This is a genomic window from Sphingomonas sp. Leaf67 (assembly GCF_001421965.1).
Classification (GTDB): Bacteria; Pseudomonadota; Alphaproteobacteria; order Sphingomonadales; family Sphingomonadaceae; genus Sphingomonas.
This window is the reverse complement of sequence record NZ_LMLP01000021.1, coordinates 71,098-83,252: the sequence shown is the minus strand read 5'-3', so window position 1 is coordinate 83,252 and position 12,155 is coordinate 71,098. Positions and strand designations below refer to the sequence as shown.

Sequence of the window (12,155 nt, the reverse complement as noted above, 5' to 3'; positions counted from 1 at the left end):
AACGACGACCGCGCAGATCGTTACGCCCTCATGGCTTGAGCATCCCCCCGGCTTGCGTCATAGGCGCGGCCATGGTTCGCCTTTCGTTCGCCGGTCACGCTTTCGATGCCCTGTCCGCCGGTGCGCTGTTCTGGCCGGCGCGGCGCGCGCTGCTGCTCGCCGACCTGCATTTCGAAAAGGCGAGCTGGTTCGCGCAGTTCGGGCAGATGCTGCCGCCCTATGATACGCTGGAAACGCTGGCGGGGATCGAGGCGGTGGTGGCGCGGACCCGGCCGGCCGAAATCTGGTGCCTCGGCGACAGTTTCCACGATGTCGGCGGCTGCGACCGGTTGGGCGACGAGGCGCAGACGCGGCTGCGCGCGCTGACGACGGCAAGCGACTGGACGTGGATCACCGGCAATCACGACCGGATCGTCGCCGACCATTGCGGTGGCCGGGTGATCGACGAAGCGGTCGTCGACGGACTGGTGTTACGCCACGAAGCCGACCCGGCCGAACCGCGCCCCGAACTGTCGGGCCATTTCCACCCCAAATTGCGGGTCAGGCTGCGCGGACGGGGCGTGTCGCGCCGCTGCTTCGTGGCGACCGCGACCAAGCTGATCCTGCCCGCCTTCGGCTCGCTCACCGGCGGTCTCGACGCGGATCATCCCGAAATCGTCCGCGCGGTCGGCGGCCGGGCAGAGGCGTTGATCGCGCTGGAAGACCGGCTGCTGCGATTTCCGCTAGCTGCTTGACGGCGGTTTGAAAATGCGCGGTAGCGCGCGTTTCGCAGGCGGTGCCGACCCGATCCCACCGCAACGCTTGAACCCGCTGCCATGCGCAATTACCGCAGCACCCATGGATTCCCGTTTCGGTCCCGATCGCCGCGCGACACTGGCCACCCCGCTTGCGCTGGATGGCGGCGCGACCCTGTCCGCGATCGACATCGCCTATGAAACCTATGGCACGCTGTCGCCCGCGCGCGACAATGCGATCCTGATCTGCCACGCGCTGACCGGCGACCAGCATGTCGCCTCCACCCATCCGCGCACCGGCAAACCCGGCTGGTGGTCGCGCATGATCGGGCCGGGCAAGCCGATCGACCTCAACCGCCATTTCGTCATCTGTTCGAACGTGCTCGGCAGTTGCATGGGATCGTCGGGACCGGCCAGCATCGATCCCGCGACCGGCAGCCCATGGGCGATGCGCTTTCCGGTGCTGACCATTCGCGACATGGTGCGCGCGCAGGGGATGCTGCTCGACCATCTCGGCATCGACTACTTGCGCGCGGTAGTCGGCGGGTCGATGGGCGGGATGCAGGCGCTGTCCTGGTCGGCGACGTTGCCCGACCGGGTGCAGGCGGTGGTGGTGATCGCCTCGACCGCGCGGCATTCGGCGCAGAACATCGCCTTTCACGAAGTCGGACGACAGGCGATCATGGCCGACCCCGACTGGCGCGGCGGCGAGTATTATGCCGACGGGTCGCCGCCCGCCGCCGGGCTGTCGGTGGCGCGGATGGCGGCGCACATCACCTATCTGTCCGAAGCGGGCCTGACCGCCAAATTCGGCCGCAAGCTGCAGGCGCGCGCCGATGGTGCGGCCGGGACCAAGACCTTCGGCTTCGACGCCGATTTTCAGGTCGAAAGCTATCTGCGGCATCAGGGGCTGGCCTTTACCGACCGGTTCGACGCCAATTCCTATCTCTACATCACCCGCGCGCTCGATTATTTCGATCTGGCGGAGGAACATGGCGGGGTGCTGGCCAATGCGTTCCGCGCGACAAAGGCGCGGTTCTGCGTCGTCAGCTTCGATACCGACTGGTTGTATCCGACCGCCGAATCGCGCAGCATCGTCCATGCGCTGAACGCCGCCGGCGCGCCGGCCAGCTTCGTCGAACTTTCGTCACCGTTCGGCCATGACGCGTTCCTGCTCGATTCGCCCGAACTCGACCGGATCATGCGCGGCTTTCTGGAGGCGGACGCATGACCTTCGCGCTTTCCAACGATCGCGACCGGCTCGACATCGGACGAATTCATGGCTGGCTGGCAACGAGCTACTGGTCGCCCGGCATCGAGCGTGAGCGGGTCGAGCGCGCCATTGCCGGGTCGCACCCGATCGGTGCCTATCGCGACGGCGTGCAGATCGGGTTCGCCCGTGCGATCACCGACCGGGCGACCTTCGCCTGGATCGCCGACGTTTTTGTCGACGACGGCGCGCGGGGGCAGGGCATCGGGCGGGCGATGGTAGGCTGGTTCGTCGATCACCCCGATCTGGCCGGTATCCGCCGCATCGGCCTCGTCACGGCGGACGCACATGGCGTGTATGCGAAGCTCGGCTTCCAACCCCTGCTGCGGCCCGATCGCTACATGGAACGGCTGTCGGCGGAAGCGGCGGCAATGCTGGAGGCGATGCCATGACCACGATCGCCGGATCACCGCGTCGGACCCCGATGGCCCTGCGCCCCGACCTTGCGATCATCGCGGCCAATATCACGCCCGGTTCGCGGATCCTCGATGTCGGTTGCGGCGACGGGCAGTTAATGGCCGCGCTGTGCGACGAACGCGGCGTCGATGCGCGCGGGCTGGAAATCGATCCGGGCAATGTCGCCGATGCGATGGCGCGCGGGCTGTCGGTGATGCAGGGCGATGCCGATCGCGACCTTGCCGACTATCCCGACGCCAGCTTCGACTATGCGATCCTCAGCCAGACGTTGCAGACGGCGATGCGGCCGCATGTCGTGCTCGACCATCTGTTGCGCATCGGTGCGCAGGCATTCGTGTCCTTCCCGAACTTCGCGCACTGGCGGGTGCGCGCGTCGCTGCTGTGGGGCGGGCGGATGCCGGTGACGACGCTGTTGCCGCTCGAATGGTATGAAACGCCGAACATCCACCACGTCACCATCGACGATTTCCGGGCGTTCGTCGCAAAGCGGGGGATCACCGTCGTCGATGCGTGGTTCCTGTCGGGGGGCAAGCGTACCACGGCGGCGGCGGCGAATTTCCGTGCCGAACACGCGGTGTTCCTGCTGCAACGCTGATGCCGCGGGAACGAAGGGGAGTGAGAAAGATGCGTAGCCGCCTGCCGCTGGTCGTCGCCTGCGGGGTCGCCCTGCTTGCCGGCTGCGCCCGCAGGACGCCGGAGGTGGCGACCGTCACCCCGCCGACCATTCTGGTCCCGCCGCCCGCGCCGAAACCCAAACCGCCGCAGGGGGCCGCGCCGAACCTCGTCATCCCGGCGACCACGCCCGATGGCGGCTATGCCACGCTCAACCGGGGCCTTTCGCCCGATGCCACGCTCTGGCACCTGCGCGCTGCGCTGAATGTCGCGGCGCTACAGTGCAACATCGGCGATCCGGCCGGGGTCGCGGCCTATAACCGGCTGCTGAAGGTACATGCCACCCGCTTCGCTGCGGCGTTCAAGGCGCTGGAGGCGGAGTATAAGCGCGGCGGCGGCGACTGGCAGGACCGGTTCGACGACGCGATGACCCGCGTCTACAATTACTTTGCGCAGCCGCCGGTCCGCGATGCCTTTTGCGCACGCGCGCTGCCGATGTTGACACAGGTGGCCGACATGCCCGCCGGCGGGCTGGATGCCGTCGCCGCGCCGAATATCGAGGCGCTCGACCAGCCGTTCGTCGATTTCTACCGCGCCTACGACCGCTATCGCGCCGACCTGTCAACCTGGACCGCCGCACAGCCCCCAGTGCTGACCGTCGACCCGCAAATTCTGACGACTTCTACGGACGTTACCGCCCACTGACCCCTTGCCAGCCACCTCGCTACGCGACACCTTCGTCACCATGACCCACGCTCCCATTCTCATCGGCATCGGTGGCTGGACCTTCCCGCCATGGCGCGGCAGCTTCTACCCCGAAAAATGGCCGCAGAAGCGGGAGCTGGAGTTCGCGTCGCACGCGCTGACCGCGATCGAGATCAACGCGACCTATCACGGCACCCAAAAGCCGGCGAGCTTCGCCAACTGGGCCGCGACCGCACCCGACGATTTCGTCTTCGCGGTAAAAGCCTCGCGCTTCTGCACCAATCGCAAGATACTGGCGGAGGCCGCGGAATCGATCGCAAAATTCGTCGGCTCCGGCATCACCGAACTCGGCGACAAGCTCGGTCCGATCCTGTGGCAGTTCATGGCGACCAAGAAATTCGACGCCGACGACTTCGCCGCCTTCCTCGCATTGCTGCCCGCAACCCATGCCGGCATGAAGCTCCGCCATGCCATACAGGTCCGCCACGACAGCTTCCATGTTCCAGAATTCGTAGCGATGGCGCGCACGGCGGGGGTGGCGATCGTCTATGCCGACTCGGCTGACTATCCGGCGATTGCCGACGTCACCGGCGATTTTGTCTATGCCCGGCTGGAAAACGCGGTTGAGGACGTGGCCACCGGCTATGATGACGCCGCGCTCGATCGCTGGGCAGAGGCGGCACGGACGTGGGCGGCGGGTGGTGCGCCCGGCGATCTGCCCTATGCCGACCCGAACCAGCCGCCCGTAAAGCCCCGCGAAACGTACATCTTCTTCATCAACGGCGCGAAGGTGCGTGCGCCAGCCGGCGCGCAGGCGCTGATCGATCGCGTCAAATAGCCGCTACATGCCCTCGCGGCGTAGCGGACGGCTGAGCAGCGTATCGATCACCTGCCCCACCGGCATGCCGGTCAGCAGCGCACCGACCGCCGCCGTCACCGGCATGTCGACGCTGGCGTCGGCCGCCGCCTCGCAGAGCACCGGCGCAGTGAACGCCCCCTCCGCCACGGTCCGGCGATCGGCAAGCAGGTCGGCGGCCGCGCGCCCCTGCCCCAGCCCGACGCCCAGCGCATAGTTGCGCGACGCGGTCGACGAACAGGTCAGCACCAGGTCGCCCAGCCCCGACAGCCCGGCCAACGTTTCGGCCCGCGCCCCGCGCGCCAGACCGAAACGGGTCATCTCCGCAAAGCCCCGTGCGATCACCGATGCGCGGGCGTTTTGGCCCAGCCCGGCCCCCTCGACCACGCCACAGGCGATGGCCAGCACGTTCTTGACCGCCCCGCCAATCTCCGCCCCGATCACGTCGTCGCTGGCATAGGGCCGGAAACCCGGTGCCGCCAGCCGTTCGGCCAGCCGGTCGCGCAGCGCGGCATCGGCACAGGCGAGGGTGACGGCGGTCGGCTTGCCCGCCGCAACTTCGTGCGCGAAAGTAGGGCCGGACAGCACGGCGACGGGTGCCTGCGGGTGGACGGCACGCGCGACCTCGCCCACCAGCATCCGGCTACCTGCCTCGATCCCCTTGGCACACAGCACCAGCGCGCGGTCGCCGACGTCGATCGTCGACAGCACGGCGCGGACATGCTGGGCGGGGGTCACCACCAGCAGCGCGTCGGCTGAGCCGAGATCGGCGCTGTCGGTCGTCGCGCGAATGGCCGATGACAGCTTCACGCCGGGCAGAAAGACCGGATTTTCGCGGGCATCGTTGATCGCATCGGCGACGGCAGGCTCGCGCACCCACAGCGTCACCTCGCCCCCGCGCGCGGCGACCTGTGCCAGCGCGGTGCCCCATGCCCCGCCGCCGATGACCCCGATCTTCATGCCTTCACTCCTGCCCCGCGTACCTTTTCCGCCAACGGATCGAGCGGCCAGCGCGGGCGTGCCGCCACGTCGAGCGGATCGCTATGGCCCGCCATGAACCGTTCCGCCCCGGCCCATGCGATCATCGCCGCATTATCGGTACACAGCCACAGCGGCGGCGCGACGAACCGCAGACCGTTGGTTCCGGCCAGCCCCTCCAGCGCGCCGCGCACCGCGCGATTGGCGGCGACCCCGCCGGCCACGACCAGCGCGCTGACCGGCCCCGCCAGTGTCAGCGCCAGCCGCGTCCGGTCGAGCAGGCAATCGACCACCGCCTGCTGAAACGACGCGGCGATATCCGCCACCGAATAGCTGCCGGCGTCATGCGCGCGCAGCACCGCGCTCTTGAGACCGGCGAAGGAGAAATGCGGATCGGGCGTACCGAGCAGCGGGCGCGGCAGCGGCACCGCCCGCGCATTGCCGTCCAGTGCCGCCGCCTCGACGCGCGGGCCACCGGGATAGCCCAGCCCGAGCACCTTGGCGGTCTTGTCGAACGCCTCCCCCGCCGCGTCGTCGATCGTCGTGCCGAGGCGGCGATAGCTGCCGACCCCGTCGACGCGCAGCAACTGGCAGTGCCCGCCCGATACCAGCAGCAACAGATAGGGATAGGCGAGATCGGGATCGGTCAGTCGGGGCGACAGCGCATGCCCCTCCAGATGGTTGACCGCGACCAGCGGCTTGCCCGCCGCCAGCGCCAGCGCCTTGGCCGTCACCAGTCCGACCATCACCCCGCCGATCAGCCCCGGCCCGGCGGTCGCGGCAATCGCGTCGACATCGCCGAGCGCCACGCCGGCATCGGCCAGCGCCCCTTCGACCAGCGACGGCAGAATCTCGACATGGGCGCGCGCGGCGATTTCGGGAACGACGCCGCCATAAGGGGCATGCGCCGCTTCCTGTCCGGCAAGGCGATGCGACAGGATCGTGCGGTCACCACGGACGAGCGCCACGGCGGTTTCGTCGCAGCTGGATTCGATACCGAGGATCAGGGGGGTGGCCATCCATCCGGCCTTAGCGCGGATTGACCGGCGGTGCGAAGCCTTCGCGTGGCTTGCCCTTGCCGCACGCCATGCGTAGCGAGCAGCCATGACGTTCAAACTAGGCACGCGCGGATCGCCGCTGGCGCTGGTACAGGCGCATGCCACGCGTGACGCGCTGGCGATGGCGCATCAGATCGATCCGGCGGACATCGAGATCGTTACGATCAAGACGACCGGCGACCGGGTGCAGGACCGCGCGCTGGCGGAGATCGGTGGCAAGGCGCTGTGGACCAAAGAACTCGACCGCGCGCTGTGTTGCGGTGAGATCGATGCGGCGGTCCATTCGATGAAGGATGTCGAGACGATCCGCCCGACCGAAATTCGCATTGCCGCGATGCTGCCGCGCGCCGATGTCCGCGACCGACTGGTCGGGATCGCGGCGCTGGCAGAATTGCGCGAGGGCGGCGTCGTCGGGACCAGCAGCCCGCGGCGCGCGGCGCAGGTGCTGCACCACCGTCCCGATGCGAAAATCGTGCTGTTCCGGGGCAATGTCGACACCCGGCTCGGCAAGCTGGCGGCGGGCGAGGTCGACGCGACCCTGCTTGCCGCGGCCGGTCTCGCCCGACTGGGGCGGCCCGATGTCGGCACGGCGATCGCGATCGACGACATGCTCCCCGCCCCGTCCCAGGGTGCGGTCGGGATCGAAGTGCGGGCCGAGGACGACCGCACCCTCGCCTTCGTCCGTGCCATCGACCATGCGCCGACGCATCAGGCAGTGCGCGCCGAGCGCGGCTTCCTTGCGGCGCTGGGTGCCGATTGCCATTCGCCGGTCGCGGCGCTGGCGACGATCGCGGGCGATGTGCTGACGTTGACCGGCCAATTGCTGGCGCAGGACGGCAGCGCGCAGGTGCACGGCAGCGTCAGCGGTGCGATCGACGACATCGACCTGCCGCGCGGCCTGGCCGAACGACTGCTTGCCACCGCGCCCGAGAATATCGCCAAGCTGTTCGCGCAATGATCGTGCCGATCGCGGTGTTGCGCCCCGAACCGGGCAATGTCGCGACCGTCGCCGCCATCGAGGCGCTGGGCAGATGCGCGATCCGCCTGCCGCTGTTCGTGGTTCTGCCGCTGGCCTGGGACGGTCCCGATCCGGACGCGCAGGACGCGCTGGTGCTGACCAGTGCCAATGCGGTGCGTCATGCCGGACCGGCGCTGTCGCGCTATGCCGCGCTGCCGGTCCGCGCGGTCGGTGCGGCGACGGCGGCGGCGGCGCGGGCGGCGGGGCTGCAGGTGTTCGCGACCGGCAGCAGTGATGGCCGGGCCTTGCTCGACGCCGCACTGGCAGACGGCGTGCGCGCGGCATTGTTGCTGACTGCGCGCGACCGGGCGGTGACCGCGCACCCGGCGGTCACCGCGATCGAAGCGGTCTATGCCAGCGAGGCCGTCGACCCCATCGACCCCGCCCCCCTGACCGGATCGGTCGCGCTGGTCCATTCGCCCCGCGCGGCCCGGCGGCTGGCCGATATCGTCTCCGATCGCAGCGGCGTCGCCATCGCGGCGATTTCGGATGCCGCCGCCGCAGGCCTCGGCAGCGGCTGGCGGGCGGTGACGGTGGCGGAGCGGCCCGACGACGCGAGCGTGATCGCCGCCGCCATCGCGCTGGCCGACACGCTCGCGCGCGATTGACCCGGCGCGCGGGCGCGGGGATAAGGCGGCATGATGAGCGAAGATGCGTCCTTTGCGACGACCAGCGGCCCGTACCGGCAGCGACGAAGCCGCGGATGGCTCCTTGTCGCCGTGCTCGCCTTTCTGATCGGCATCGGCGCGACGCTGGCCGTGCTACGCTATGTCGCACCCCGGCTCGGCTGGGGCGGGTCGACGCAGGTCGCCACGCCGGTCGCGCAACCCACCCCGGTCCCTGCACCGCAGCCGGTCGCGGCGGTCGCGCTGCCGATCCTGTCGGCGCGTGAGGCGGCGCTGGCGGCGCGGATCGCCGATCTGGAGACACGGATCGTCGGCCTCGACAACAGCGCACGCAACGCCGCCGGCTATGCGACGCGGGCCGAAGACATGATGGTGGTCGTCGCCACCCGCCGCGCGCTCGATCGCGGTCGGCCGCTCGATTATCTGGAAGGACAGTTGCGCGAGCGGTTCGGCGACAGCCGTCCCGATGCGGTCCGCACGCTGATCGCCGCCGCACAGGCACCGGTCACGCTCGACGACCTGCGCACCGCGCTGGATGCGGTGGCGACACCGCTGATCGCCGGCCCGACCGGCGAAGGCTTCTGGAACGGGCTGCGTCGCGAATTCGGCCAGCTGATCGTCCTGCGACAGGGCGCGACGCCCAGCAGCCGCCCGATCGACCGGCTGGATCGGGCGCGACGGCGGCTCGACACCGGTCAGGTCGAACAGGCGATCGCGGAGATCGAGCGGATGCCTGGTGCCGCCAGCGCGCGGCGCTGGACCGCCGCCGCCGAACGCTTCGTCGCGGCGCGCAAGGCGTTGATCGACCTCGAATCGGTCGCACTGACCATGCCGCGGCCCGCCCCCGTTACCCAACCCGCGCCGGTGCCTGCCGCACCGCCGCCATCCGAATCCCCGGTCGCCGCCGATCCGGTCGACCCGACGCTGTAAGGACATTGATCATGGCCGACATGGGCCGTTTCGACTGGCAGGACCCGTTCGCGCTCGACGCGCAGTTGACCGACGAAGAACGCATGGTCCGCGACGCGGCGCATGGCTATGCCCGCGAAAAGCTGTTGCCGCGCGTTACCCGCGCCTTCCTCGATGAGGATTTCGCGCGCGAGATCATGTCGGAAATGGGCGAGCTGGGTCTGCTCGGGCCCACGATCGATCCCGAATATGGCGGGGCGGGCCTCGGCTATGTTGCCTATGGTCTGGTCGCGCGCGAGGTCGAGGCGGTCGATTCGGGCTATCGCAGCGCGATGAGCGTGCAGTCGAGCCTCGTGATGCATCCGATCAACGCCTATGGATCGGAGGAGCAGCGGCGCAAATATCTGCCGAAGCTGGCGAGCGGCGAATGGGTCGGCTGTTTCGGACTGACCGAACCCGATGCCGGATCGGACCCGGCGGGTATGCGCACCCGTGCCGCGAAGATCGACGGCGGCTATCGCATCTCGGGTGCCAAAATGTGGATCACCAATTCGCCGATCGCCGATGTCTTCGTCGTGTGGGCCAAGTCCGATGCGCATGACGGCAAGATCCGCGGCTTCGTGCTGGAAAAGGGCATGAAGGGGCTGTCCGCACCGAAGATCGAGGGCAAGCTGTCGCTGCGCGCGTCGATCACCGGCGAGATCGTCATGGACGGGGTCGAGGTCGGCGAGGACGCGTTGCTGCCGCATGTCGAGGGGCTGAAGGGGCCGTTCGGCTGCCTCAACCGCGCACGCTATGGCATCGCATGGGGCACGATGGGCGCGGCGGAATTCTGTATGCAGGCGGCGCGGCAATATACGCTGGACCGCAAGCAGTTCGGGGTGCCGCTGGCGTCCAAGCAGCTGGTTCAGCTGAAGCTGGCCGACATGCAGACCGAGATCGCGCTGGGGTTGCAGGCGGCGTTGCGCGCGGGGCGGATGTTCGACGAGGGGACGCTGGCCCCCGAAGCGATCTCGATCATCAAGCGCAACAATTGCGGCAAGGCGCTGGCCATCGCCCGCGTCGCGCGCGACATGCATGGCGGCAACGGCATCGCCGCCGAATTCCATGTGATGCGCCATGCGATCAACCTCGAAACGGTCAACACCTATGAGGGGACGCACGACGTCCATGGCCTGATCCAGGGCCGGGCGATCACCGGGATCGCCGCCTTCTGATGAACCGGCAGCCGGTGTTGCAGGGGGAACTGGTCCGGATCGCGCCGACGGTGCCGGAGGAGTATGCCGCGCTCTTCGCCGTCGCGTCGGACCCGGCGATCTGGGACCAGCATCCCGCGCACGACCGCTGGCAGGAAGACGTCTTTCGCGCGTTCTTCGACGAAGGGCTGTCGGGAGGCGGGATGCTGACGATCCGCGATGCCGGCGACGGCAGCGTGATCGGGTCGAGCCGCTATGGCCCCCATGACCGGCACGCCGACGAGATCGAGATCGGCTGGACCTTCTTTGCGCGCGACCGGTGGCGGCGGGGCTATAACCGCGAGACCAAGCGGCTGATGATCGACCATGTCGCGCCCCATGTCGCGGCGATCACCTTCCATATCGGACAGGAGAATCGCCGGTCGCGGACCGCCGTCGAGGCGCTGGACGCGACCTTGCTCCCCGGCACCGTCGACGTGCTGCGCGGCGGGCGGATGGTACCGCACGTCATCTACGAACTGCGCCGCGCATGAAGCCGCTGGCCGGGGTCCGCGTGGTCGAGCTGGCGCGCATCCTGGCGGGGCCGTGGTGCGGGCAGTTGCTCGCCGATCTGGGGGCGGAGGTGGTGAAGGTCGAGCGACCGGGGGCGGGTGACGACACCCGCCATTGGGGGCCACCGTTCGTCACCGCGCCCGACGGCTCGGCGCGCGACGCCGCTTATTTCCACGCCGCCAATCGCGGCAAGCGGTCGGTGGCGATCGATATCTCGACGCCAGAGGGGCAGGAACAGGTCCGCGCGCTGGTCGGCGAGACCGATATCGTCATTGAGAATTACAAGGTCGGCGGCCTCGCCCGATACGGCCTCGATCACGCCGCGCTGTCGGCGGTGCGGCCGGGGCTGATCACCTGTTCGATCACCGGCTTCGGGCAGGACGGGCCCTATGCCCACCGCGCCGGATACGACTTCATCATCCAGGCGATGGGCGGAGCGATGTCGCTGACCGGCGAGCCGGACGGGCCACCGCAAAAGGCGGGGGTCGCCTATGCCGACATCTTTACCGGCACCTATGCAGCAGTCGCGATCCTCGCGGCGCTGCGCCGTCGCGACCGGACCGGTGCGGGCGCGCATATCGACATGGCGCTGCTCGACACGCAGGTCGCGGTGCTCGGCAATCAGGCGCTGAACTGGATGGCGAGCGGCATCGTGCCGACGCGGATGGGCAATGGCCATGCGAACCTCGCCCCCTATCAGGCGTTCGAGACCGCCGACGGTGCGCTGATCGTCGCGGTCGGCAACGACCAGCAATTTGCGCGGCTATGCGGCGTGCTGGGGCTAGACCTGCACCACGACCCGCGCTTTGCGACCAACCCGGCGCGGGTGGTCCATCGCCGCGATCTGGTGCCGGCGATCCAGACGGCGGTGGCGCGCTGGGCCAAGGCCGATCTGTACGAGGCGCTGGAAGCCGCCGGCATTCCCGCCGGCCCGATCAACGCGCTGAACGACGTATTCGCCGATCCGCAGGTGATGGCGCGCGGGATGGCGATCCGGCCCGACGGCCTGCCCGGCCTTGCCAGCCCGATCGTCATCGACGGCGAGCGGATGGTCGCCGAACGCGGCGCACCGCCGCGGCCCGACGCCTGACCACGGCATCAAAGGTCACGAAGGTCACACTCGCACGCGGTTGGCGATGTAGCGGATCGCGCGTCACCTACGGGATCAAAGGTCACAAAGGTCACACTCGCGCGCGGTTGGCGGCATAGCGGCGCGGAGGGCGG

The 12,155-nt window shown here is 69.0% G+C and carries 14 protein-coding genes; 12 read left to right on the top strand and 2 right to left on the bottom strand.

The annotated features are described in order from the left end of the window. Positions 1-71 precede the first annotated feature (71 nt). From pdeM to ASE90_RS12550, 6 genes are all read left to right on the top strand, one after another. Complete coding sequence (gene pdeM, locus ASE90_RS12575) at positions 72-734, top strand: ligase-associated DNA damage response endonuclease PdeM (RefSeq protein WP_056001116.1); 663 nt, start codon at positions 72-74, stop codon at positions 732-734. 103 nt (positions 735-837) lie between these two features. Next, on the top strand, positions 838-1,965 hold the full coding sequence (metX, locus tag ASE90_RS12570; RefSeq protein WP_056001113.1) for a homoserine O-acetyltransferase MetX: 1,128 nt from the start codon (positions 838-840) through the stop codon (positions 1,963-1,965). After that, positions 1,962-2,396, top strand: coding sequence for a GNAT family N-acetyltransferase (locus ASE90_RS12565; RefSeq protein ID WP_056001110.1), 435 nt, complete (start codon positions 1,962-1,964; stop codon positions 2,394-2,396). The genes metX and ASE90_RS12565 overlap by 4 nt, the downstream gene beginning before the upstream one ends. A 32-nt stretch (positions 2,397-2,428) precedes the next feature. After that, positions 2,429-3,016: a methionine biosynthesis protein MetW gene (gene metW / locus ASE90_RS12560; protein WP_056002256.1), complete on the top strand. Its 588-nt coding sequence runs from the start codon at positions 2,429-2,431 to the stop codon at positions 3,014-3,016. Positions 3,017-3,045: 29 nt separating this feature from the next. Further along, positions 3,046-3,738 (top strand): hypothetical protein, encoded by a 693-nt coding sequence (locus tag ASE90_RS12555; RefSeq protein WP_056001107.1) that lies wholly within the window; start codon positions 3,046-3,048, stop codon positions 3,736-3,738. 40 nt (positions 3,739-3,778) lie between these two features. Further along, on the top strand, positions 3,779-4,576 hold the full coding sequence (locus tag ASE90_RS12550; protein WP_056001103.1) for a DUF72 domain-containing protein: 798 nt from the start codon (positions 3,779-3,781) through the stop codon (positions 4,574-4,576). Positions 4,577-4,579: 3 nt separating this feature from the next. On the opposite strand, the gene ASE90_RS12545 is transcribed toward ASE90_RS12550, so the two are convergent. Further along, on the bottom strand, positions 4,580-5,554 hold the full coding sequence (locus ASE90_RS12545; RefSeq protein WP_056001100.1) for an NAD(P)H-dependent glycerol-3-phosphate dehydrogenase: 975 nt from the start codon (positions 5,552-5,554) through the stop codon (positions 4,580-4,582). Then, positions 5,551-6,591 carry a tRNA (adenosine(37)-N6)-threonylcarbamoyltransferase complex transferase subunit TsaD gene (gene tsaD / locus ASE90_RS12540; RefSeq protein WP_056001097.1) on the bottom strand — a complete coding sequence of 347 codons (1,041 nt, stop codon included), beginning with the start codon at positions 6,589-6,591 and terminating at the stop codon, positions 5,551-5,553. The genes ASE90_RS12545 and tsaD overlap by 4 nt, the downstream gene beginning before the upstream one ends. An 85-nt stretch (positions 6,592-6,676) precedes the next feature. Here tsaD and hemC point away from each other — a divergent pair, with 85 nt between their 5' ends. The 6 genes from hemC to ASE90_RS12510 are packed head-to-tail and all read left to right on the top strand — an operon-like array spanning position 6,677 to position 12,021. Then, positions 6,677-7,588 (top strand): hydroxymethylbilane synthase, encoded by a 912-nt coding sequence (gene hemC, locus ASE90_RS12535; RefSeq protein ID WP_056001094.1) that lies wholly within the window; start codon positions 6,677-6,679, stop codon positions 7,586-7,588. Beyond that, the gene (locus tag ASE90_RS12530; protein WP_056001091.1) at positions 7,585-8,256 is read left to right on the top strand and encodes a uroporphyrinogen-III synthase; all 672 of its coding nucleotides are present in this window, start codon (positions 7,585-7,587) and stop codon (positions 8,254-8,256) included. The genes hemC and ASE90_RS12530 overlap by 4 nt, the downstream gene beginning before the upstream one ends. Positions 8,257-8,289: 33 nt before the next feature. Continuing rightward, the gene (locus tag ASE90_RS12525) at positions 8,290-9,204 is read left to right on the top strand and encodes a hypothetical protein (RefSeq protein ID WP_082449839.1); all 915 of its coding nucleotides are present in this window, start codon (positions 8,290-8,292) and stop codon (positions 9,202-9,204) included. A gap of 11 nt (positions 9,205-9,215) precedes the next feature. Continuing rightward, positions 9,216-10,400, top strand: coding sequence for an acyl-CoA dehydrogenase (locus ASE90_RS12520; RefSeq protein WP_200910894.1), 1,185 nt, complete (start codon positions 9,216-9,218; stop codon positions 10,398-10,400). After that, positions 10,400-10,912 carry a GNAT family N-acetyltransferase gene (locus ASE90_RS12515; protein ID WP_056001083.1) on the top strand — a complete coding sequence of 171 codons (513 nt, stop codon included), beginning with the start codon at positions 10,400-10,402 and terminating at the stop codon, positions 10,910-10,912. The genes ASE90_RS12520 and ASE90_RS12515 overlap by 1 nt, the downstream gene beginning before the upstream one ends. Then, on the top strand, positions 10,909-12,021 hold the full coding sequence (locus ASE90_RS12510) for a CaiB/BaiF CoA transferase family protein (RefSeq protein WP_056001079.1): 1,113 nt from the start codon (positions 10,909-10,911) through the stop codon (positions 12,019-12,021). The genes ASE90_RS12515 and ASE90_RS12510 overlap by 4 nt, the downstream gene beginning before the upstream one ends. Positions 12,022-12,155: the final 134 nt, after the last annotated feature.